The sequence below is a fragment of the Nocardioides sp. GXQ0305 genome (genome assembly GCF_050880345.1).
Taxonomy (GTDB): Bacteria; Actinomycetota; Actinomycetes; order Propionibacteriales; family Nocardioidaceae; genus Nocardioides.
In genome coordinates, this window is record NZ_JBNYXG010000001.1 from 951,170 (window position 1) to 971,481 (window position 20,312).

Sequence of the window (20,312 nt, forward strand, 5' to 3'; positions counted from 1 at the left end):
CGGGCAGACTATCGCCCGTGCTGCGCCGACGCCGCCGCGACCGTGTGCCGCACGCCGCGCGCGGGGGTAACCCGCGACGCGTGTGCTCGTTGGGCAAGGCGTGTGGGGACGTCCCGGCGGCGACCTGCGCCGCCGCCGGGACGGCACGCCCTGCGCCCGACGCCGCTGGTTAACAATCGCTAACCAGAGCGGGTACCATCCGCGGCATGAGCTTCGAGTTGTCCGCCGAGCACGAGCAGTTCCGGCGTACCGTCCGCGACTTCGCCGAGAAGGAGATCGCGCCGCACGCCGCCCAGTGGGACCGCGACCACCACTTCCCGACCGACGTGGTCCAGAAGATGGGCGAGCTCGGACTGATGGGCCTCACCGCTCCCGAGGAGTACGGCGGCGCCGGCATGGCCGGTGAGGACGGCGGCTTCACCAGCCTGTGCCTGGCCATCGAGGAGATCGGCCGCGTCGACCAGTCGATGGGGATCACCCTGGAGGCCGCGGTGGGCCTCGGGATCAACCCGATCCTCACCTTCGGGTCCGAGGAGCAGAAGCAGCAGTGGCTGCCCGACCTGGTCGCCGGTCGCACCCTCTCCGGGTTCGGCCTCACCGAGCCCGGTGCCGGCTCCGACGCCGGCGCGACGCGTACTCGCGCGGTGCTCGACGGCGGCGAGTGGGTGATCAACGGCGCCAAGCAGTTCATCACCAACTCCGGCTCCGACATCACCTCGTGCGTCACGGTGACCGCGCGCACCGGCGAGACCGAGGCCGGACGACCGGAGATCTCCGCGATCATCGTCCCCAGCGACACCCCCGGCTTCACCGCCGAGAAGGCCTACGACAAGCTCGGCTGGCACGCCTCCGACACCCACCCGCTGTCCTTCGACGACTGCCGCGTGCCCGAGGCCAACCTGCTCGGCGACCGCGGCCGCGGCTACGCCCAGTTCCTCGCGACGCTCGACGACGGCCGGGTCGCGATCGCGGCGCTGGCGGTCGGCTGCATCCAGGCCTGCCTCGACGCGTCGGTCGGGTACGCGGGTGACCGGCAGACCTTCGGCGGCCCGATCGGGCGCAAGCAGGGTGTGGCCTTCCAGGTGGCCGACCTGCAGGTGATGCTCGACGCGGCCCGGTTGCTGACCTACCGGGCGGCGGCGCTCAAGGACGCGATGGACGCCGGCCACAAGGTGTCGACCCAGCAGTTCAAGCAGGCCGCCGCGGTCGCCAAGCTCCACGCCACCGAGTCGGCCGTCACGGCCACCCGGATCGCGACCCAGGTCTTCGGGGGCTACGGCTTCATGGAGGAGTACCCCGTCGTCCGGTTCTACCGCGACGCCAAGGTGCTCGAGATCGGCGAGGGCACCTCCGAGGTGCAGCGGATGCTGATCGCGCGGGGGCTCGGACTGCCGGTCGAGTGATCAGACCGGCTCAGCGGGGGCGGCGTACGGCGCCAGCCCCGCAAGCCGGGTGACCACCAGCCCGGTCACCATCATCGCCAGGCCGATCCCGGCCAGCACCACCAGCTGGAACTGCGCGGCCTCCACGGGGCTGGCCCCGCCGAACAGCGCGCCCACGAACGCTCCGGGGAGCGTCACCAGCCCCGTGGTGCGGGCCTGGTCCATCGTCGGCAGCAGTGACTCGCGCAGCGCCTCGCGGCCGATCTCCTCGTGGGCGAGCGAGGGCCACGCGCCGAGGGCGAACATCGCCTCGACCTCGCCCCGCCGCTGCGCGCTCGCGCGCAGGAAGTTGCGCCCGGAGAGGGTGGCAGCGGTCATGCAGTTCCCGATCAGGATGCCGGCGATCGCGACCAGCTGTCGGACGTCGAGCTCCAGCAGCTGCAGGGCGAACACCGCCACCAGCGAGGTCGCCGCGCCCGCAGCCACGCCGGTCACCGCGATCCGGCGTCCGTGGCGCAGCTCGCGCAGCCGGCCGGCCGCCGTCCACGACGCCGTCGACAGCATCAGCAGCACGAACGCCACCACGGTCCACGGGACGCTGAGGATGCCGCGGAGCAGCAGCGCGATCACCGCCAGCTGCACGGTGGCCCGCGCGATCGCCCAGAGGGGCAGCAGACCGAGGCCCACCCGTGCCCAGAGCCCGAGCAGGACCGTGATGCCGCTCAGCGCGAGCAGGCCTGCCGTGAAGAGCACCAGGTCCACGCGCTCAGGCTGGCACGGAGGACGGCTCGCGCGCGGGAGCCACCACCGCCACCGGACATTCACTAGCCTTGGGGGCATGCAGGGGGGACGGCGCAGGCTGGCGGGTGAGTTCGCACGGTCGGCCACGAGTGGCACCGTCGCCTCGCTGGTCGCGGTCGCGCTGTTCAACTGGCTGGTCCACTGGGACCCCGGCACCGGCATGGGCGCGTGGTTCCACCACCACGCGATCACGGCGTTCCTGATCGCCAACTGCGCCTCGATCCTGCTGACCTACGCCCTGAGCCGGTGGTGGGCGTTCCGCCACCGGCGTACGACGGGCCCGCTCGGCGGCGTCCCCATGTTCTTCGCGATCAGCGTCGGCAGCCTGGTGATCCCGGTGGCCTGCCTGTGGTTCAGCCGCAACGTGCTCGACCTCAGCTCCGCGACCGCCGACAACGTCGCGGCGAACGTGGTGGGGCTGTTCCTCGGCTTCGTGGCCCGCTTCGTGCTGTTCCGGTCCCTGGTCTTCTCCCACCACGAGCCGGCGCCGGGCTCAGATGAGCAGCCAGCTGTACGCGGCCAGCTCCAGCACCAGCCAGAAGCGTAGGAACCGGCCGACCAGGCCGGTGACCAGGAACAGCCGCAGCCCCACGCCGAGCAACCCGGCCACGGCGGCCACCGCGAGGTACGGCGGCAGCCCGATGAACGCCGCGGAGAACACCAGCGCCCCGGCCGCGACCGGCCGGCCCTGGGTCTGCTTCCGCCACCTGGCCAGGGTCTCCTCGCGGTGGTACTTCGCGATCCGGCGCTGGACCCAGCCGATCTCGACCGTGCGCATCCCGGCGAAGTACCAGATCAGCTTGCCCGTCACCTGGCCGACGCTGGCCACTGCGGCGCACAGCACCATCGGGACGCCGTCGAGGCTGGCCACCCAGGCGAGGAAGGCCTCCACGTTCACGAGCGGCACCAGCGCCGAGACGAAGGAGACGGCGAGGACCGTCAGCAGCAGCTTCACCGGGCGGGCACGGAGCCCGGTCGGTCGACCGGACGCCCGCCCGGGACCGGGAGGCCGAGCCGGACCAGCCACGACAGCGACACGGTCTTGAGGACCAGCAGTGCCACCGCCATCGCCAGCGCGACCCACCACAGGCCGTCGACCAGGAGGAACACCGCGAACAGGGCGGAGTTGACCGCCTTGGCGGGCTTGGACCAGTTCCAGCGCCAGATCCGCTCGTCGACGGCGTAGAAGTAGTTGGGGCTCCGGATCGGCCAGGCCAGGAAGGCGAGCGACAGGAAGGTGTCGACCACCATGAAGCTCAGCAGGTAGATGCCCACCGGCAGGGCGGCCGACGGCTCGATCCAGCAGACCCCGAAGTAGAAGCCCGCGCAGTTCAGCCGGTCGCTCAGGATGTCGAGGACGGCGCCGATCCGCGTCTCGCAGCCACGCCACCGGGCCACGGCGCCGTCGAGGATGTCGCCCACCCAGTAGACGACCAGGGCGACGACCAGCAGCCGCAGGCTCCCCTCCGCCGCGGCCAGCAGGCTGGTCCCCAGCGACGCGACGGTGCGGACGACGGTCACGACCGTGGCCGGCGTGAGCAGGCGCTCGTCGTGGATCCCCACGTCGGTCGTGCGCCCCCTGGTCACGTCGTGAGTCTAGGTCGGTGGCCGCCGGGAGGCGGGGACACGCCGGGGTCGGTCACCGCGCCCAGAGGTCGGTCCAGGCGTGCCCGAGCTCGGCGACCAGGTCCCGCAGCAGCGGCAGGCTCACGCCGACGACCGTGTGGTGGTCGCCCTCGAGGTGGGTGACGAAGGCTCCGCCGAGGCCGTCGATGGTGAACGCTCCGGCCACCTGGAGCGGCTCGCCGGTGGCGACGTAGGCGGCGATCTCGTCGTCGTCCACGTCGGCGAAGTGCACGACCGTCGAGGCGGTGGCGGCGGCCACGTGGCCCGAGGCGGTGTCGCGCAGCGAGTGTCCGGTGTGGAGCACGCCCGAGCGGCCGCGCATCGCCCGCCACCGGCGTACGGCGTCCTCGGCGTCGGCCGGCTTGCCGAGCGCCTCGCCGTCGAGCTCCAGCACCGAGTCGCAGCCGAGGACCAGGGCACCCTCCGACAGCTGCGGCAGGTCGTCGCGCCCGACCCGCTCCGCCACGGCGGCACACTTCAGCTCCGCCAGCTGCAGCGCCAGCTCGGCAGGCTCCAGGCCGGTCACCTGCGACTCGTCGACGCCCGAGACGACGACCACGGGCTCGACCCCGGCGGCCCGGAGCGTCGCGAGCCGGGCGGGGGAGGCCGACGCCAGGACCAGGGTCGTGCTCACAGCCGCGCCAGCGCCCGCTGCAACGGGTCGAGCCCGAGGGCGCCGAGGTCGAGCGCCTGCCGGTGGAAGGTCCGCAGGTCGAAGGTCCCGCCCGCCGCCTCGGCACGGGAGCGCGCCTGGTCGCGTGCCTCCAGCCAGATCCGCTCGCCGACCTTGTACGACGGCGCCTGGCCCGGCCAGCCGAGGTAGCGGTCGACCTCGAACGCGATCACCTCCGCGTCCATCCGGCTGTGCTGGTTCATGAACTCCAGGCCCAGGCCGGCGTCCCACCGCTCACCGGGGTGGAAGCCGAACGGGTTGTCGGCGGGGATCTCGAGCTCGAGGTGCATGCCGATGTCGACGACGACCCGGGCCGCGCGCAACGACTGCTGGTCGAGCATGCCCAGCCGGTCGGCCGGGTCGGCGAGGTGGCCGAGGTCGTCCATCAGCCGCTCGGCGTACAGCGCCCAGCCCTCGCCGTGCCCGCTCACCCAGCACAGCAGCCGCTGCCACCGGTTGAGCACCTCGCTGCGGTAGGCCGTCTGGCCGACCTGGAGGTGATGGCCCGGCACCCCCTCGTGGTAGACCGTCGAGGTCTCCAGCCACGGGTGGAAGTCCTCGATGCCGTCGGGCACGGCCCACCACATCCGGCCCGGCCGCGAGAAGTCCTCGGACGGACCGGTGTAGTAGATGCCGCCGTCGTGGGTGGGCGCGAGCATGCACTCGATCCGGCGGACCGGCTCGGGGATGTCGAAGTGGACGGCGGCGAGCTGGTCGATCGTCTGGTCGGCGAGGTCCTGCATCCAGCCGCGGAACGCGTCACGCCCGTGGACCACCCGTGCCGGGTCGGCCTCGAGGTGCGCCACCGCCTCGGCGTACGACGCTCCCGGGAGGATCCGGTCCGCCGTCGCCTCGAGGTCGTCGGCGAGCCGCTTGAGCTCCGTCCAGCCCCAGGCGTAGGTCTGCTCCAGGTCGACCTCCGCGCCGAGGAAGTAGCGCGAGTACAGCGCGTAGTGGTCGCGCCCGACGGCGTCCCGCTCGGGAGCGAGCGGCAGGATCTCCTGCTCCATCACCCGGGCGGTCTCCTCCAGCGCCTCGTTGGCGCGAGCGGCGTGCCGCTCCAGCTCGGGGCGCAGCCGGGCCACGTCGCAGCGGCGGGCGAGGGTGCCGAGGATGTCGCCGGCGTCGCCGGTCCGGCCGACCCACTGGCCGACCTGGTGGACGACCTGGCGGAACTGGCGCGCCGCGGACACGCGACCCCGGCCCGCCTCGTCGCGCAGGGTCGCGCAGTAGCCCGCCAGGGCCCGGGGGACCGCGGCGAGCCGGGCGTCGACGTTCGCCCAGTCCTCCTCGGTCTCGGTGGGCATCAGGTCGAAGACCTGCCGGACGGCGTGCAGGCCGCTGCCGATGACCGACACCTGGCTGCGCGCGAGTCCGGCGTCGACGATCTCCATCTCGAGACCCACCCGCTCCAGGAACGCCTCGCGGGCGACCACCTCGCGCTCGTCGGTCGGCTCGGCCGCCGTGACCTCGGCCAGCGCCCGACGTGACAGCTCCTCGCGGGCCTCGAAGCCGTCGGGGGAGAGGTCGGTGAGCTCGTGGTCGTGCCCGCCCACGCCGACGAAGGTGGCGGTGATCGGGTCGAGGGCGCAGAAGTCCGCGACGTAGCGGTCGGAGGCGACGTCGACGGGGCGTGCGGCGGGGTCAGCGGTCACGAGGGTGACCCTAGGGGCTGCGCGTGAACGACTCGCACCGGATATATCGGGCAGCATGTCGAGGACGGTCCGGCGACTCCGTCCCCCGGGTGATCGCCGAGGATGTCGGTGACGGAGTGAAGGAGAGCACGACCATGGCGAAGTACCTGCTGCTGAAGCACTACCGGGGCGGCCCCGACCGCACCGACTACGGCAACGTCCCCATGGAGGACTGGACGCCCGAGGAGATCTCGGCGCACCTCGCGTTCATGGACCACGTCGCCGACACGCTGCGCGAGCGCGGCGAGTACGTCGAGGGCCGCGCGCTCTCGCCGGACGGCACGTTCGTCCGCTACGACGGCGAGGGCCGGCCACCGGTGACCGACGGCCCGTTCGCGGAGACCAAGGACCTGATCGCGGGCTGGATGGTGATCGACGTCGAGTCCGTCGAGCGCGCCCACGAGGCCGCGGCGTTCCTCTCCTCGGCACCCGGCCCCGGCGGTGAGCCGATCCGGGAGTGGATCGAGGTGCGACCGTTCCTCGAGGCGCCGTCGGTCACCGAGTGAGCGACCCGCTCGAGGGGACCCGCGACCTCGCCCCCCGGGTCCTCGGCATCCTCGTCCGCCGCGGCGCCGACTTCGCGGCGGCCGAGGACGCCGTCCAGGAGGCGCTGGTGGAGGCGGTACGCCGCTGGCCGGAGGAGCCGCCGAGGGACCCGCTGGGCTGGCTGGTCACGGTGGCGTGGCGGAAGTACCTGGACGGCTACCGCTCCGACACCGCCCGGCACGCCCGCGAGGAGCGGCTGGCCGAGGAGCCGCTCCCCGGACCGGCCGAGCAGTCCGACGACACCCTGCGGCTGCTCTTCCTGTGCTGCCACCCGGCCCTCACGCCGGCGTCGGCGGTGGCGCTGACGCTCCGGGCCGTCGGTGGACTGACGACCCGGCAGATCGCCTCGGCGTACCTGGTGCCGGAGGCGACGATGGCGCAACGGATCAGCCGGGCCAAGCGCACCGTCGCGGCGCACGGCCTCGAGGGCCCCGGCGACCTGCGCGACGTGCTGAAGGTGCTCTACCTGGTGTTCAACGAGGGGTACACGGGTTCGGTCGACCTCGCCGCCGAGGCGATCCGCCTCACCCGCCAGCTGGCCGGTACGCCGACCGGGTCCGAGGAGCCGGAGGTGGCCGGTCTGCTGTCCCTGATGCTGCTCCACGATGCCCGCCGCGAGGCCCGCTGGGACGGGCCGGAGCTGGTGCCGCTCGCCGAGCAGGACCGCTCCCGCTGGGACACCACCCTCGTCGCCTCGGGCGTGGCGCTGCTGCAGGACGCCCTGGCCCGGGACCGGCTGGGCGAGTACCAGGCGCAGGCCGCCATCGCCGCCCTCCACTGCGACGCCGCGTCGGCGGAGGAGACGGACTGGCCCCAGATCGTGGAGTGGTACGACGAGCTGATGCGGATCACCGACAGCCCGGTCGTGGCCCTCAACCGGGCGGTCGCGGTCGGGGAGGCCGACGGCGCGCTCGCCGGGCTGCGGGCCCTCGCGTCGGTCCCGGAGTCGGTGCCGCGGCGCACCGCGGCCGAGGCGTGGTTGCGCGAGCACGCCGGCGAGCGTGCGGCCGCCCGGTCGCTCTACACCGCCGCCGCCGCGCAGGCCACCTCGGAGGCCGAGCGCCACCAGCTGACCCGCCGGGCCGCGCGGCTGCAGGTCTGAGGGTGGTCGACCCCGCTCGACGTGCGCGCCGCTACGAACGCCCGAGGGCGGAGGGGAAGCACTCCCGGTAGCAGCGCATCCCGCCGGCCGACTCGGCGGCGAGCAGGGCGCGACCCACCGCTCGGGTGACGCAGTCGCCCGCCTCGGTCAGCAGGTCGTGGAACGCCGCCGGGCCCGGTGACCCACCGGCTCCGGTCGCGAGCGTGAACACGGTGTCGCCGTCGTACATCGTGTGGACGGGGTGGATCGCCCGGGCCAGGCCGTCGTGGCCGACGCCGCTCACCTTCTGGCACTGAGCCTTGGTGAGGGTGGCGTCGGTGGCGACGACGGCCAGCGTGGTGGCCAGCGGCGGGCGTGGTTCGGGCTGCTCGGCCGCCCGCGTCCGGGCCGCCTCCAGCTCGCCGGCGTCGGGGCGGCGCAGGCCGGGCAGGTCGTCGCCGCGGCAGTGGCGGGCGGCGTACGGCTCACCGGTCGCGGGATCGACCGCGGAGCCGACCGCGTTGAGCACGACCAGCGCCCCGACGGTGGTGCCGTCGTCCAGTCGCGCCGACGCCGACCCGACCCCGCCCTTCAGCCCGCCGACTCGGGTGCCGGTGCCGGCGCCGACGGTGCCGAGCGGGACCTCGACGTCGGCGGCCGCGAGCGCCTCTCGGCCGAGCCCGGCGTCCGGCGTGTTCGCGAACGTCCCGCCCCGCCCGAGGTCGAACACCACCGCGGCCGGCACGATCGGGACGACGTGCCCCGGCTCGTCGTCGACCGGGTGGCCGACCCCCTGCTCCAGCAGCGCGCGGGCGACCCCGTCGGCCGCGCCCAGGCCGAGCGCCGAGCCCCCGGTCAGCACGATCGCGTGGACCCGCTCCACCATGTTGCGCGGGTCCAGCAGGTCGGTCTCCCGCGTGCCGGGCCCCCCGCCGCGCACGTCCACCCCGCACACCGCGCCCTCGGCCGGCGGCAGCACCACCGTCGTCCCCGTCAGCCAGCCGTCTCCCGTGCGCTGGGCGTGGCCCACCCGCAGCCCCGGTACGTCGGTGATCGCGTTGCGCATGCCGCCCAGTATCGCGGCACGCGAGCGGCTGACCCGGCGGTGGTTGAGGAGGTTGCGCAGCAACCGTCTCGAAACCACCCGTGCCCGGATGATCTGGCGTGGGTGGTTTCGAGACGGGCCTGGCGGCCCTCCTCAACCACCGCTGCTCGCTACACCCAGCGGCGTACCCGGCTGCTGTACGCCGTCCACTCCTCGCCGAACAGCCGGGCGAGGGCGGCCTCCTCGCGCTCGACCTGCGGCGTCAGCGTCGTCATCAGGCCGCCGGCGGCGAGGGCTGTCCAGGGGCGGCCGCTCAGCAGGCCGGAGCCGACGACGACCAGGGTCATGCCGACGTACATCGGGTTGCGGGTGACGGCGTTGGGCCCGTCGGTGACCAGGGCGGTGCTCCGCTCGGGCGCCCACGGCTCCCACGTGGTGCCGCGCTGCCGGAAGCGGCTGGAGGCTCCCGCGGCGCTGGCGGCCCCGCCCGCGAAGCAGGCCACCGCCAGGCCCTTCGCGAGCCGGCCGGGTCGGCGCGGCTCCAGCACCCGGCGGGCGACGACGTGCTGGGCAGCCGCCCACAGGGCGGTCTGGACGGGAGGGACGAGGACCGGCACCTAGGTGCCACGTCCCCGGTGCTTGGGGAGGCCGGAGGACCGCCAGCCGCCCGGGCCGTGGGAGTAGAACGGACGGACCTGGCGGTACGGCGAGTTCCACTCCGTACGCCGTCGCGGCCGCCCCGGCCCGCCCGACGACATCGCCGAGAGGACCGCCACGATCGCGGCGACCTCTTCCGGGGTGGTGTCGGGCGTGAGGATCCGCAGCCGGGGGGTCTCCGACTCCTCGTCGTCACTCACAGCGGAATGTTCCCGTGCTTCTTGGCGGGCAGCACCTCGCGCTTGGACCGCAGCAGCCGCAGCGCCTTGACCACCTCGACGCGGGTCTCGTGCGGCGCGATGACCGCGTCGACGTAGCCGCGCTCGGCGGCGATGTAGGGGTTGGCGAGGGTGTCCTCGTACTCCTGGATCAGCTCTGCTCGCGTGCCCTCGACGTCGCCGCCGTCGTCCTCGACCGACTTCAGGGTCTTGCGGTGCAGGATGTTGGCGGCGCCCTGCGCGCCCATGACCGCGATCTGGGCGGTGGGCCACGCGAGGTTCATGTCGGCGCCGAGGTGCTTGGACCCCATGACGTCGTAGGCGCCGCCGTAGGCCTTCCGGGTGATGACCGTGACCATCGGCACCGTCGCCTCCGCGTAGGCGAAGATCAGCTTGGCACCGCGACGGATGATGCCGTCCCACTCCTGGTCGGTGCCCGGCAGGAAGCCCGGGACGTCCACGAAGGTCAGCACCGGGATGTTGAAGCAGTCGCAGAACCGGACGAATCGCGCGGCCTTCTCGGAGGCGTCGATGTCGAGGGTGCCGGCGAACTGCATCGGCTGGTTGGCCACGACGCCGACCGACTGCCCCTCGACCCGACCGAAGCCGACCACGATGTTGGGGGCGAACAGCTCCTGGACCTCGAGGAACTCCCCGTCGTCGACGACCGCCCGGATCACGTCGTGCATGTCGTAGGGCTGGTTGGCGCCGTCGGGGATGATCACGTCGAGCGCCCGGTCGGTCTCGTCGAAGTCCATCGACGGCACCTCCTCGTACGCCGGCCCCTCGTCGAGGTTGTTCTGCGGCAGGTAGGACAGCATCGCCTTGAGGTAGTCGATCGCGTCGTCCTCGTCGGAGGCCATGTAGTGCGCGTTGCCCGACTTGGTGTTGTGGGTGCGGGCGCCGCCGAGCTCCTCCATCGTGACGTCCTCACCGGTGACCGTCTTGATCACGTCGGGGCCGGTGATGAACATGTTGGAGCTGCCGTCGACCATGATCGTGAAGTCGGTGACCGCGGGGGAGTAGACGTGGCCGCCCGCGCAGGAGCCCATGATCAGGCTGATCTGCGGGATCACGCCCGACGCGTGGACGTTGCGGCGGAAGATCTCGCCGTACAGGCCCAGCGAGACCACGCCCTCCTGGATCCGGGCGCCGGCGCCCTCGTTGATCCCCACGATCGGGCAGCCGGTCTTGATGGCGAGGTCCATCACCTTGCAGATCTTCTCGCCGTAGACCTCGCCCAGCGACCCGCCCATCACCGTGAAGTCCTGCGAGAACACGCAGACCATCCGGCCGTCGACGGTGCCGTAGCCGGTGATCACGCCGTCGCCGTAGGGGCGGTTCTTCTCCAGGCCGAACGCCGTCGACCGGTGCCGCGCCAGCTCGTCCAGCTCGACGAAGCTGCCCTCGTCGAAGAGCAGCTCGATCCGCTCCCGGGCCGTCTTGCGACCCTTGGCGTGCTGCTTCTCGACCGCCTTGGCCGAGCCGGCGTGGATCGCCTCGTCGAGACGGCGCTCGAGGTCCTCCAGCTTGCCCGCCGTGGTGTGGATGTCGATGTCGGCAGGGACGTCGGTGCCCTCGCCGGGGTGTGAGCTCACGTGATTGGCCTCCTCGCGGTCCGCCCGTCAATCTAGTGCTTGTGCCACCTGCTGCCGACGCGCGCCCGCCCCTGGACGTCGACCGGCTCACGCCGCTCGGCGTGGAGGTGGTGCCGCAGGCCGGCTCGACCAACGCGCTCGTCGCCGACCGCGCCCGCCTGGGCGCGCCGGAGTGGCTGGTCGTCGCCACGGAGCACCAGACGGCGGGGCGGGGTCGCCTCGACCGGGTGTGGGAGACGCCCGACCGGGCGGCGCTGACCTTCTCGACGCTGCTGCGGCCACGCCCGCCCGCGGGTGAGTGGCCGTGGCTGCCGCTGCTCGCAGGAGTGGCGGTGGTCGGGGCGCTGCGGGACCGCCGCGTGCCGGCCGGCCTGAAGTGGCCCAACGACGTGTTGACCGGGGGCGCCAAGGCCGCCGGGATCCTGGTCGAGCGGGTCGAGACCGCGGTCGGTCCCGCGGCGGTGCTCGGCATCGGGCTCAACGTCTCCCAGGGCCGCGACGAGCTGCCCGTCGACACCGCGACCTCGATCGCGCTCGCGACGGGCGAGGCCCCGGACCGGACCGACCTGCTCGAGGGGATCCTCGCCGGGCTCCGGACGCAGTACGCCGCGTGGTCGGCCGGTGGCGGCCCCGCCGTACGGCCGGCGTACGTCGACGCGTGCACGACCGTCGGCCAGGACGTCCGGGTCGTGCTGCCGGGCGGCGGCGAGCTCGTCGGCCGGGCGGGCGACGTCGACGCCGGCGGTCGCCTCGTGGTCGGGGGGACGCCGGTGGCGGCCGGCGACGTGGTGCACGTGCGTCCTGCCCCCTGAGCGTCCCGGGTGAGAGGATCGGTCCGTGGAGTTCCCGAGCAAGCTGCTCAACGAGGGTGAGCACGTCGTGGTGCACACCCGCACCCATCCCAAGTCGCTGCTGGTCCCGGTGCTGGTCCTGGTCGTGGTCCTCGCGGCTGCCGTCTTCGTCCAGACCGTGCTGACCGGGAGCCTCGGCACCGTCGGCACCTGGATCGCGTGGGGGGTGGCGGCCGTGGTGGTCCTCTGGTGGGTCGTCCGTCCCCTGGTCGGCTGGATCACGACGACCTACACCTTCACCAACCGCCGCTTCGTCAGTCGGAGCGGGTTCGTCGCCCGCGAGGGCCGGACCATCCCCCTCAACCGGATCAGTGGCGTCGACTTCGAGATCGGCGTGATCGACCGGCTCTTCGGCTGCGGCACCCTCGTCGTCTCCGACGCCAGCGAGCAGGGGCGCGTGGCGCTGCACGACATCCCGCGGGTGGAGGAGGTGCAGCTCAAGGTCGCCGACGAGCTCCACCGGCTGACCCGGCGCCGCGGCCATGACGATGGCAGCTGACGACGGCGACGACGTCCGACCCGGCGCCGTACGCGACCCGCACGCCCTCGAGCGGGCGGTGCTCGGCGCGGACCCCACCCTCACCGCGGCCGAGATCTCCGAGCGCACCGGCGTGCCCGTCGACCGCCTCCGCCGGCTCTGGTGGGCGCTCGGCTTCCCCGAGCACGGCACGGCGGTCGCATTCACCCCCGACGACGTCGAGGCCGTGTCGACCCTCGACGCGATGGTCGAGGGCGGCGCCATCGACGACGACATCAGCGTGATGATGACCCGCGCTCTCGGTCAGTCCATGGCCCGGCTGGCCGACTGGGAGGTCGCCACCCTGGCCCACCGGGTCGAGGAGCTCGAGCGATCCGACGCGGCGACCGGCTCCCGCACCGGCCAGGCGCTCCGGCTGCTCGACGAGCTCAACCCGGCGTTCGAGCGGCTCGTGGTCTACGCGTGGCGTCGGCACCTGGCCGCCGCGCTGGCGCGGATCGAGGCGCTCGGGGCGCGTGCCGACGACATCCACACCACCCAGGTCAGCGTCGGCTTCGCCGACATCGTCGGGTTCACGGCGCTCTCCAACGAGCTGCCGCGCGACCGGATCGGCGACATCGTCGAGATCTTCGAGTCCCGCTGCGCCGACGTCGTCGCCGGGCAGCGGGGGCGGATCATCAAGAGCCTCGGCGACTCCGTCCTGTTCGTGAGCGCGGATCCCGTGGCGGCCTACGACATCGCCGAGGGGATCATCCGGGTCGTCGGCCGCGACCCCCGGATGCCCGAGGTCCGGGTGGGGCTGGCCAGCGGCGACGTGGTGATGCGCCTCGGGGACGTGTTCGGGCCGCCGGTCAACCTGGCCTCGCGGCTCACCGCGGTGGCGCGTCGTAACCGGATCATCATCGACCAGGCCACGGCCGACCTGCTGCCCGGCGACCAGTTCGAGACCCGCCGACTCCCGGCGCGGCCGGTGCGCGGCTTCGGGCTGGTGGAGCCGCTCACCGTCCGGCGTCACTGATCCGTGGTCCCAGTGGGGGGTGACCCTCCCCGAACGGATGAATTCTGGGCGTTTCCCCACGCGACGGCCGGGGCGATACCTACCGTTCTCGCGTGCTCACCGTCCAGGACGTCCGACTCGACCCCGCCACCCGGCAGGTGTGGCGTGGCGAGCGCGAGATCGGGCTGTCCCGCAAGGAGTTCGAGCTGCTCCACGCCCTGATGGCGAGCGCCGGGACGATCGTGAGCCGCGAGGACCTGATGCGCGAGGTCTGGGAGACGACGTTCTGGACGTCGTCGAAGACCATCGACGTCCACCTCGGCTGGCTGCGCCGCAAGCTCGGCGACGACTCCCGCCGGCCCGACCTGATCACCACCATCCGGGGCCGCGGCCTCCGCTTCGAGACCGGGGCACGTTGACGAACCCCGTGGCCTGCTGCGCGCCGCCCATCACGCACGCTGGCGGCGTTGTCCTCGACTCGACGTGGCTCCGCCACGCCTTCGCTCGTCCGCCTTGCCATCGCACGCGCTGAACGTCGCTCGCGACGGCCGGGGGATCGCCAACGCACCCCGGGTAATACCCTCGCTCTCGTGTCCGAGCCAGCACCGAGGGTCGCCGTCATCGGCGGGGGCCAGCTGGCCCGGATGATGGCGGAGCCCGCGGCGGCCCTCGGGCTGCCGCTGCGGCTGCTCGCCGAGGCACCCGGTGTCTCCGCGGCCCAGGTGATCCCCGACCAGCTGGTCGGTGACCACACGGACCTCGGCGACCTGCGCGCCGTGACGGCCGGGTGCGCCGTCGTCACCTTCGACCACGAGCACGTCCCGACCGAGCACCTGCACGCCCTCGAGTCCGACGGGCTCGCCGTCCGGCCGGGACCGGAGGCACTGGTCCACGCCCAGGACAAGGCGGTGATGCGGGAGCGGCTCACCGCGCTGGGCGTGCCGTGCCCCCGGCACGCGCGGATCGAGAGCCCGGCCGACGTCGAGGCGTTCGGCTTCCCGTGCGTGCTCAAGACCACCCGCGGTGGCTACGACGGCAAGGGCGTGTGGTTCGTCGACTCGGCCGCCGACTGCGCCGACGCGTTCGAGGTCGCCGGCTCGACGGGCGTGGGGTTGCTGGCCGAGGAGCAGGTCGACTTCCGCCGCGAGCTGGCCGCCCTGGTCGCCCGCTCGCCGAGCGGGCAGGCGGCGGCGTACCCCGTGGTCGCCTCGACCCAGCGGGACGGGATCTGCCACGAGGTCGTGGCGCCGGCGCCCGACCTCGACGACCGGCTCGCCGGGGAGGCGCAGCGGATCGCCCTCACGGTCGCCCGCGAGCTCGGCGTCACCGGGATCCTCGCCGTGGAGCTGTTCGAGACCGCCGACGGCCGGGTGCTGGTCAACGAGCTGGCGATGCGGCCCCACAACACGGGCCACTGGACCCAGGACGGCGCGGTCACCAGCCAGTTCGAGAACCACCTGCGCGCCGTGCTCGACCTCCCGCTGGGGTCCCCGGTGCCGCGGGCCCGCTGGTCGGTCATGGTCAACATCCTCGGCGGCCCCGACGGCGTGGGCCGGCTCTATGACGGCTACCCCCACGCGCTGGCCCGGGACCCGCAGCTGCGCGTCCACCTCTACGGCAAGGACCTGCGGCCGGGACGCAAGGTCGGCCACGTGAACGCCTACGGTGATGACCTGGACAACTGCCTCGAGCGTGCCCGGCACGCCGCGGCGTGGTTCCGCGGCGACCTGGGCGACGAGAGCGAGTGAGCGGCATGGCAGACCAAGCCCCCTTCGAGACGGGCGCAGAGCGCCCTCCTCAGGAACCGCCCCGCGTGGGGATCGTGATGGGTTCCGACTCCGACTGGCCGGTGATGCAGGCCGCGGCCGAGGCGCTGGCGGAGTTCGACGTCACCCACGAGGCCGACGTGGTCTCGGCGCACCGGATGCCGCAGGAGATGCTCGACTACGGCGCCGGCGCGGCCGGGCGGGGCCTGCAGGTGCTGATCGCGGGCGCCGGCGGCGCCGCCCACCTCCCGGGCATGCTCGCGGCGGTCACCCCGCTGCCGGTGATCGGGGTCCCGGTGCCGCTGCGGCACCTCGACGGTCTCGACTCGCTGCTGTCGATCGTGCAGATGCCGGCGGGCGTCCCGGTCGCCACGGTCGCCGTCGGCAACGCCCGCAACGCCGGGCTGCTCGCCGTCCGGATCCTGGCGGCGTCCGACGACGCGCTGCGGCAGCGGATGGTGACGTTCCAGGTCGAGCTCAAGGAGTCCGCGTCCGCCAAGGGGGAGTCCGTGCGCCGCGCGGCAGGCGGCTCGCCACGCGTCGGTTTCTGACGCCGGTGGCCGTCGGCAGGGCACCCGGGCGGGCCCGGCTGGTCGGGCTGGACGTCGCCCGCTGCCTGGCCCTGCTGGGGATGGTCTCCACCCACCTCCTGGCGTCACGCACCCCGGCGGGTGACGAGGCGCTGCACCACGTGCTGGCCGGCGGCCGGGCGTCCGCCCTCTTCGCCGTCCTCGCCGGCACCACCCTCGCACTGGCCTCCGGAGGTCGTACGCCGGCCCGCGGCCGGGCCCTCGGGCTCGCTGCCGCCGGGCTGGCGGCGCGGGCCGTCCTGGTCGCCCTGCTCGGCCTCTGGCTGGGCGGGCTGGACAGCGGGATCGCGATCATCCTCACCTACTACGGGGTGCTGTTCCTGCTCGGCCTGCCCTTCCTGGCGCTGGGCGCGCGTGCCCTGGCGGTGCTCGCGGTGGTCTGGCTCGTGGTCTCCCCGCTGGTGTCCCACCTGCTGCGGCCCGACCTGCCGGCCCGACGCTTCGACAACGCGTCGTTCGACCAGGTCGGGCAGCCCGCGCTGCTCGTCTCGGAGCTGCTGGTCACCGGCTACTACCCGGTCCTCACCTGGCTGACCTACCTGCTCGCGGGCATGGCGCTCGGCCGCAGCGACCTCGCCCGTCGTACCGTCCAGGGCGGCCTGGTCGCCGGCGGCCTGGTGCTCGCCGCGACGGCGACGCTGGTGTCGGAGGTACTGACCGAGGACCGGTTCAGCGCCCGCACCCTCGACGCCGCCCGCACCGACTCCTACGGGACCACGCCCACCGGCGGTGACGTCGGGTGGCTGCTGGTCTCCGCCCCCCACACCGGCACCCCGTTCGACCTGGCGCAGACGACCGGCAGCGCGCTGGCCGTGATCGGGCTGTGCCTGCTCGTGGTGGGCGCGCTCCCGAGCCTCGGCGCGCGGGTCGTGGCGGTGCTGTTCGGCGCCGGCACCATGACGCTCTCGCTGTACTCGCTCCACGTCTGGATGCGCAGTGTCGGGGTCAGGCTGCCCGACGAGCCGGACGCGATGCTGATCCACGTCGTGGTGCTCGGCACGATCGGGGCGATCTTCGTGCTCGCCGGCCTGCGCGGTCCCCTCGAGTGGGTCGTCGGCCTCCCCGGCCGGCTGCTCCGGCGAGTGGCGGCGCGCCCACCCGCCGGTGCCCGCTCCACCTAGTCGCGGACCCGCCCGCGCAGGGCCTTGGTCTGCCCGCGGCGGCGCTTCGCCTCGACGCGGCGCCGGCGGGAGGACTTGGACGGCTTGGTGGGGACGCGCGGCGGAGGGGGCGGGGCGAGCGCGGACCGGAGGGCGTCGGCGAGCCGGTCGCGGGCGGCGAGCCGGTTGCGGTGCTGCGACCGGTGCTCGGCCGCCACCACCCGGATCGTGCCGACCCGCTCCCGCTCGGCGGGCGTGAGCACCGACGACGTCGCGCCCTCGAAGACCAGCTCCACGCGGCTGTCGGTGGTGTTCACCGACTGGCCGCCGGGTCCGGAGGCACGACTGAACCGCTCGACGAGCTCCTCCTCGGGCACCAGCAGTCCGTCCGGCAGACCCGGGCCGGGCGGGACCCGCAGGTCGGTCACCGCTGGCGCCACTCGATGGCCGGGCAGGCGTCCATGACCATCGGCACCCCGGCGTCGCGGGTGCGCTCGAACGCCTCGTGGTCGACGACACCGAGCTGGAACCACACGCCGCGCGCGCCGACGGCCACGGCCTGGTCGGCGAACTCGCCGGCCGCGTCGGACCGCCGGAACACGTCGACCACGTCAACCGGGAACGGGATGTCGGCCAGGGTGGGATAGCCCTGCTCGCCCAGCACCTCGGGGGCGTCGGGGTGGACCGGCACGATCCGCTTGCCGCGCTGCTGCAGCAGCCTCGCGATGGCGTACGCCGTCCGCGACGGGTCGCCGGAGAGGCCGACGACCGCCCAGGTCTCGCAGTCGTCGAGCATCAGGTCGATGGCAGCCGGATCCTGCCACGGGACGCCCATGCCTCCACTCTAGGAGCCCACCCCCACGGGTGGTCCCGTTCGCTTGAGCGGGTTCCTACGGTGGGGGCATGGCCAAGAAGATCGCATTCCTGACCGCGACCGAGGGCATCGAGCGGGTCGAGCTCACCGACCCCTGGGACTCGGTCACCGACGCCGGGCACACCGCCGAGCTGCTGAGCACCGAGGCCGGCGAGGTGCAGACCTTCGAGCACCTCGACAAGTCCGAGACCCGGCCCGTCGACAAGGAGGTGGGCGACGCCTCGGTCGACGACTACGACGCGCTCGTGCTACCGGGCGGCGTGGCCAACCCCGACGCGCTGCGCCTGGACGCCGATGCCGTGGCGTTCGTCCGCGACTTCGCCGCCTCCGGCAAACCGGTGGCCGCGATCTGCCACGCGCCGTGGATCCTCGTCGAGGCCGACTGCCTGGGCGGGAAGCGCGCCACGTCGTGGCCGAGCCTGCGCACCGACATCCGCAACGCGGGCGGCGAGTGGGTCGACGAGGAGGTGGTCGTCGACGGCAACCTGATCACCAGCCGCAACCCCGGCGACATCCCCGCGTTCACCAAGGCGCTGCTCGCCGCCGTCGACTGAGGGCAGGTCCGGCCGTTCCGTTCGCCGCGCCTAGAATCCGCGGCATGAGCGACTTCCCCCTCTACGCCCTCTCCGAGGAGCACCGGGCGATCCGTGAGGCGGTGCGCGCGGTGTGCGACGCGAAGGTCGCGCCGTACGCCGCCGACGTCGACGAGCAGCCGCGCTACCCGCGCGAGGCGGCCGAGGCGTTGCAGGCCGCGGACTTCCACGCCCCCCACGTGCCGGAGGAGTACGGCGGGGCCGGGGCCGACGCGCTCGCGACCTGCCTGGTGATCGAGGAGGTCGCCCGCGCCTGCGTCAGCTCCAGCCTGATCCCGGCGGTCAACAAGCTCGGTTCGCTGCCGATCCAGCTGGCCGGCTCCGAGGAGCTCAAGAAGCACTACCTCGGCAAGCTCGCGGCAGGCGAGGGCGGGTTCTCCTACTGCCTGTCCGAGCCCGACGCAGGCTCCGACGCGGGCGCCATGAAGACCCGCGCCGAGAAGGACGGCGACGAGTGGGTGCTCAACGGCGTGAAGCGGTGGATCACCAACGCGGAGGAGTCGGAGTTCTACACCGTCCTCGCGGTCACCGACCCCGAGCGGGGGACCCGCGGCGGCATCACCGCCTTCGTCGTCGAGAAGTCCGACGAGGGCGTGTCCTTCGGCGCGCCCGAGAAGAAGCTCGGCATCAAGGGCAGCCCGACCCGCGAGGTCTACCTCGACGACGTGCGGATCCCCGGCGACCGGGTCATCGGGGAGGTCGGCGAGGGCTTCGCGATCGCGATGCGCACGCTCGACCACACCCGGATCACGATCGCCGCGCAGGCGGTCGGGGTCGCCCAGGGTGCCCTCGACTTCGCGCTGGCCTACGCCCAGGACCGCCGGCAGTTCGGCCAGCCGGTCGCGGAGTTCCAGGGCCTGCAGTTCCTGCTCGCCGACATGGGCATGAAGGTCGAGGCCGCCCGCCAGCTGACCTACGCCGCCGCGGGTCGTTCCGAGCGTGACGACCCCGACCTGACCTTCTTCGGCGCCGCCGCCAAGTGCTTCGCCTCCGACGTGGCCATGGAGGTCACCACGAACGCCGTGCAGGTGCTCGGCGGCTACGGCTACACCCGCGACTACCCCGTCGAGCGGATGATGCGCGACGCCAAGATCACCCAGATCTACGAGGGCACCAACCAGGTGCAGCGGATCGTGGTCGCCCGCCAGCTGCTCGCCGGGATCCAGTCCGAGCTCTGAGCAGGTGCGGGTTCCTCACGCCCCGGAGACCGCCTCCCGGACCTGGTCGAGCATGTCCTGCTCGCGGTCGCTCACCTGCTCGGCGCCGAACCCCATGAAGCCGCCCTCCTTGGCCGCCTCCGCGGCCCGGCGGGCGGAGTCGACCAGCCACTCGCCGAAGGCCGAGGCCTCGCCGGGGGTGGCCTTTCCCGCGACGATCGCGTGCACGTCGCGGAGCTCGTCGAGCACGGCGGGACCGGGGGCGCCCCCGCCGGTCGGCTTGTAGCCCTTGAGCGGGTTGCGCCGCTCCTGCGTCATCGACTGCACGTCGAGCGCGACCTCGGTGAGCAGCTGCTCGCGGCTGGGCGGACTGGTCGCGGCCTTCAACGTCGCCATCGTCTCCTTCGCGGCCTCGATCGGCCCGCCGGGGTCGGCGAGCGTGATCGCCAGTCCGGCCACGAAGGGAGCGCGCACGATCCGCGCCCACTCCTCGTCGGTGAACGCGTCCTTCGTCGTCATGCCGATCCCACTCCCGTCCGTGCCGTGGACCCTCGGGGGCCATCGTGCTGTCGTGCCCCCGCCGTC

The 20,312-nt window shown here is 73.4% G+C and carries 25 protein-coding genes; 13 read left to right on the top strand and 12 right to left on the bottom strand.

What is annotated here, in order from left to right:
* The first annotated feature begins 206 nt into the window (after positions 1–206).
* Positions 207–1,403 (top strand): acyl-CoA dehydrogenase family protein, encoded by a 1,197-nt coding sequence (locus ACQ1X7_RS04490; protein WP_432476956.1) that lies wholly within the window; start codon positions 207–209, stop codon positions 1,401–1,403.
* Here the strand turns inward: ACQ1X7_RS04490 and ACQ1X7_RS04495 are convergent, their stop codons facing one another.
* Positions 1,404–2,144 (bottom strand): ABC transporter permease, encoded by a 741-nt coding sequence (locus tag ACQ1X7_RS04495; RefSeq protein WP_432476957.1) that lies wholly within the window; start codon positions 2,142–2,144, stop codon positions 1,404–1,406. It abuts the gene before it with no gap.
* A gap of 76 nt (positions 2,145–2,220) precedes the next feature.
* Between ACQ1X7_RS04495 and ACQ1X7_RS04500 the strand changes: the two genes are divergently transcribed.
* Positions 2,221–2,730 (top strand): GtrA family protein, encoded by a 510-nt coding sequence (locus ACQ1X7_RS04500; RefSeq protein ID WP_432476958.1) that lies wholly within the window; start codon positions 2,221–2,223, stop codon positions 2,728–2,730.
* Here ACQ1X7_RS04500 and ACQ1X7_RS04505 read toward each other — a convergent pair.
* Genes ACQ1X7_RS04505 through ACQ1X7_RS04520 form a run of 4 tightly spaced genes read right to left on the bottom strand, consistent with a single transcriptional unit; the run spans position 2,677 to position 6,137 of the window.
* On the bottom strand, positions 2,677–3,138 hold the full coding sequence (locus ACQ1X7_RS04505) for a hypothetical protein (protein ID WP_432476959.1): 462 nt from the start codon (positions 3,136–3,138) through the stop codon (positions 2,677–2,679). The two genes, ACQ1X7_RS04500 and ACQ1X7_RS04505, sit on opposite strands and share 54 nt — an antisense overlap.
* Positions 3,135–3,770 carry a CDP-alcohol phosphatidyltransferase family protein gene (locus tag ACQ1X7_RS04510; RefSeq protein ID WP_432476960.1) on the bottom strand — a complete coding sequence of 212 codons (636 nt, stop codon included), beginning with the start codon at positions 3,768–3,770 and terminating at the stop codon, positions 3,135–3,137. Before ACQ1X7_RS04510 ends, ACQ1X7_RS04505 begins: the two co-directional genes overlap by 4 nt.
* Positions 3,771–3,822: 52 nt before the next feature.
* On the bottom strand, positions 3,823–4,443 hold the full coding sequence (locus ACQ1X7_RS04515; protein ID WP_432476961.1) for a Maf family protein: 621 nt from the start codon (positions 4,441–4,443) through the stop codon (positions 3,823–3,825).
* Complete coding sequence (locus tag ACQ1X7_RS04520; RefSeq protein WP_432476962.1) at positions 4,440–6,137, bottom strand: DUF885 domain-containing protein; 1,698 nt, start codon at positions 6,135–6,137, stop codon at positions 4,440–4,442. The genes ACQ1X7_RS04515 and ACQ1X7_RS04520 overlap by 4 nt, the downstream gene beginning before the upstream one ends.
* 134 nt (positions 6,138–6,271) lie before the next feature.
* Between ACQ1X7_RS04520 and ACQ1X7_RS04525 the strand changes: the two genes are divergently transcribed.
* Both ACQ1X7_RS04525 and ACQ1X7_RS04530 read left to right on the top strand, forming a co-directional pair.
* Positions 6,272–6,682, top strand: coding sequence for a YciI family protein (locus tag ACQ1X7_RS04525; protein ID WP_432476963.1), 411 nt, complete (start codon positions 6,272–6,274; stop codon positions 6,680–6,682).
* The gene (locus ACQ1X7_RS04530) at positions 6,679–7,824 is read left to right on the top strand and encodes an RNA polymerase sigma factor (protein ID WP_432476964.1); all 1,146 of its coding nucleotides are present in this window, start codon (positions 6,679–6,681) and stop codon (positions 7,822–7,824) included. Before ACQ1X7_RS04525 ends, ACQ1X7_RS04530 begins: the two co-directional genes overlap by 4 nt.
* Before the next feature lie 31 nt (positions 7,825–7,855).
* On the opposite strand, the gene ACQ1X7_RS04535 is transcribed toward ACQ1X7_RS04530, so the two are convergent.
* The 4 genes from ACQ1X7_RS04535 to ACQ1X7_RS04550 all read right to left on the bottom strand — a co-directional run bounded on the left by ACQ1X7_RS04535 (position 7,856) and on the right by ACQ1X7_RS04550 (position 11,321).
* Complete coding sequence (locus ACQ1X7_RS04535) at positions 7,856–8,869, bottom strand: P1 family peptidase (protein WP_432476965.1); 1,014 nt, start codon at positions 8,867–8,869, stop codon at positions 7,856–7,858.
* A gap of 149 nt (positions 8,870–9,018) precedes the next feature.
* The gene (locus tag ACQ1X7_RS04540; protein ID WP_432476966.1) at positions 9,019–9,465 is read right to left on the bottom strand and encodes a methyltransferase family protein; all 447 of its coding nucleotides are present in this window, start codon (positions 9,463–9,465) and stop codon (positions 9,019–9,021) included.
* The gene (locus ACQ1X7_RS04545) at positions 9,466–9,705 is read right to left on the bottom strand and encodes an acyl-CoA carboxylase subunit epsilon (RefSeq protein ID WP_432476967.1); all 240 of its coding nucleotides are present in this window, start codon (positions 9,703–9,705) and stop codon (positions 9,466–9,468) included. It lies immediately after the preceding gene.
* The gene (locus ACQ1X7_RS04550; RefSeq protein ID WP_432476968.1) at positions 9,702–11,321 is read right to left on the bottom strand and encodes an acyl-CoA carboxylase subunit beta; all 1,620 of its coding nucleotides are present in this window, start codon (positions 11,319–11,321) and stop codon (positions 9,702–9,704) included. The genes ACQ1X7_RS04545 and ACQ1X7_RS04550 overlap by 4 nt, the downstream gene beginning before the upstream one ends.
* 41 nt (positions 11,322–11,362) lie before the next feature.
* Between ACQ1X7_RS04550 and ACQ1X7_RS04555 the strand changes: the two genes are divergently transcribed.
* The 7 genes from ACQ1X7_RS04555 (at position 11,363) to ACQ1X7_RS04585 (ending at position 17,124) form a co-directional block, all read left to right on the top strand.
* Positions 11,363–12,133 (top strand): biotin--[acetyl-CoA-carboxylase] ligase, encoded by a 771-nt coding sequence (locus ACQ1X7_RS04555; protein WP_432476969.1) that lies wholly within the window; start codon positions 11,363–11,365, stop codon positions 12,131–12,133.
* 25 nt (positions 12,134–12,158) lie between these two features.
* A complete protein-coding gene (locus ACQ1X7_RS04560) occupies positions 12,159–12,671 on the top strand; it encodes a PH domain-containing protein (protein ID WP_432476970.1) in 513 nt (170 codons plus the stop codon).
* Complete coding sequence (locus ACQ1X7_RS04565; RefSeq protein WP_432476971.1) at positions 12,655–13,668, top strand: adenylate/guanylate cyclase domain-containing protein; 1,014 nt, start codon at positions 12,655–12,657, stop codon at positions 13,666–13,668. Before ACQ1X7_RS04560 ends, ACQ1X7_RS04565 begins: the two co-directional genes overlap by 17 nt.
* 92 nt (positions 13,669–13,760) lie before the next feature.
* On the top strand, positions 13,761–14,066 hold the full coding sequence (locus ACQ1X7_RS04570) for a winged helix-turn-helix domain-containing protein (protein ID WP_432476972.1): 306 nt from the start codon (positions 13,761–13,763) through the stop codon (positions 14,064–14,066).
* A 171-nt stretch (positions 14,067–14,237) separates the two neighbouring features.
* Entirely contained in the window at positions 14,238–15,395 is a 1,158-nt protein-coding gene (locus ACQ1X7_RS04575) for a 5-(carboxyamino)imidazole ribonucleotide synthase (protein ID WP_432476973.1), read from the top strand.
* 5 nt (positions 15,396–15,400) lie between these two features.
* Positions 15,401–15,964 (top strand): 5-(carboxyamino)imidazole ribonucleotide mutase, encoded by a 564-nt coding sequence (gene purE, locus ACQ1X7_RS04580; protein WP_432476974.1) that lies wholly within the window; start codon positions 15,401–15,403, stop codon positions 15,962–15,964.
* A 5-nt stretch (positions 15,965–15,969) separates the two neighbouring features.
* On the top strand, positions 15,970–17,124 hold the full coding sequence (locus ACQ1X7_RS04585) for a heparan-alpha-glucosaminide N-acetyltransferase domain-containing protein (RefSeq protein ID WP_432476975.1): 1,155 nt from the start codon (positions 15,970–15,972) through the stop codon (positions 17,122–17,124).
* Here the strand turns inward: ACQ1X7_RS04585 and arfB are convergent.
* Complete coding sequence (arfB, locus tag ACQ1X7_RS04590; protein ID WP_432476976.1) at positions 17,121–17,531, bottom strand: alternative ribosome rescue aminoacyl-tRNA hydrolase ArfB; 411 nt, start codon at positions 17,529–17,531, stop codon at positions 17,121–17,123. The genes ACQ1X7_RS04585 and arfB overlap by 4 nt on opposite strands.
* On the bottom strand, positions 17,528–17,938 hold the full coding sequence (locus ACQ1X7_RS04595; RefSeq protein WP_432476977.1) for a CoA-binding protein: 411 nt from the start codon (positions 17,936–17,938) through the stop codon (positions 17,528–17,530). Before ACQ1X7_RS04595 ends, arfB begins: the two co-directional genes overlap by 4 nt.
* 68 nt (positions 17,939–18,006) lie before the next feature.
* Between ACQ1X7_RS04595 and ACQ1X7_RS04600 the strand changes: the two genes are divergently transcribed.
* Together ACQ1X7_RS04600 and ACQ1X7_RS04605 are read left to right on the top strand one after the other, a co-directional pair.
* Positions 18,007–18,531: a type 1 glutamine amidotransferase domain-containing protein gene (locus tag ACQ1X7_RS04600; protein WP_432476978.1), complete on the top strand. Its 525-nt coding sequence runs from the start codon at positions 18,007–18,009 to the stop codon at positions 18,529–18,531.
* A 44-nt stretch (positions 18,532–18,575) separates the two neighbouring features.
* Complete coding sequence (locus tag ACQ1X7_RS04605) at positions 18,576–19,748, top strand: acyl-CoA dehydrogenase family protein (protein WP_432476979.1); 1,173 nt, start codon at positions 18,576–18,578, stop codon at positions 19,746–19,748.
* A gap of 15 nt (positions 19,749–19,763) precedes the next feature.
* On the opposite strand, the gene ACQ1X7_RS04610 is transcribed toward ACQ1X7_RS04605, so the two are convergent.
* Complete coding sequence (locus tag ACQ1X7_RS04610) at positions 19,764–20,246, bottom strand: hypothetical protein (RefSeq protein WP_432476980.1); 483 nt, start codon at positions 20,244–20,246, stop codon at positions 19,764–19,766.
* Between the last annotated feature and the right edge of the window lie 66 nt (positions 20,247–20,312).

What these genes read in the sequence shown, in the direction of transcription:
- ACQ1X7_RS04595 (WP_432476977.1), bottom strand. Translation starts at nt 17,938, where the DNA reads ATGGGCGTCCCGTGGCAGGATCCGGCTGCCATCGACCTGATGCTCGAC.
- ACQ1X7_RS04605 (WP_432476979.1), top strand. Translation starts at nt 18,576, where the DNA reads ATGAGCGACTTCCCCCTCTACGCCCTCTCCGAGGAGCACCGGGCGATC.
- ACQ1X7_RS04500 (WP_432476958.1), top strand. Translation starts at nt 2,221, where the DNA reads ATGCAGGGGGGACGGCGCAGGCTGGCGGGTGAGTTCGCACGGTCGGCC.
- ACQ1X7_RS04610 (WP_432476980.1), bottom strand. Translation starts at nt 20,246, where the DNA reads ATGACGACGAAGGACGCGTTCACCGACGAGGAGTGGGCGCGGATCGTG.
- ACQ1X7_RS04525 (WP_432476963.1), top strand. Translation starts at nt 6,272, where the DNA reads ATGGCGAAGTACCTGCTGCTGAAGCACTACCGGGGCGGCCCCGACCGC.
- ACQ1X7_RS04565 (WP_432476971.1), top strand. Translation starts at nt 12,655, where the DNA reads ATGACGATGGCAGCTGACGACGGCGACGACGTCCGACCCGGCGCCGTA.
- ACQ1X7_RS04600 (WP_432476978.1), top strand. Translation starts at nt 18,007, where the DNA reads ATGGCCAAGAAGATCGCATTCCTGACCGCGACCGAGGGCATCGAGCGG.
- ACQ1X7_RS04535 (WP_432476965.1), bottom strand. Translation starts at nt 8,869, where the DNA reads ATGCGCAACGCGATCACCGACGTACCGGGGCTGCGGGTGGGCCACGCC.
- purE (WP_432476974.1), top strand. Translation starts at nt 15,401, where the DNA reads ATGGCAGACCAAGCCCCCTTCGAGACGGGCGCAGAGCGCCCTCCTCAG.
- ACQ1X7_RS04490 (WP_432476956.1), top strand. Translation starts at nt 207, where the DNA reads ATGAGCTTCGAGTTGTCCGCCGAGCACGAGCAGTTCCGGCGTACCGTC.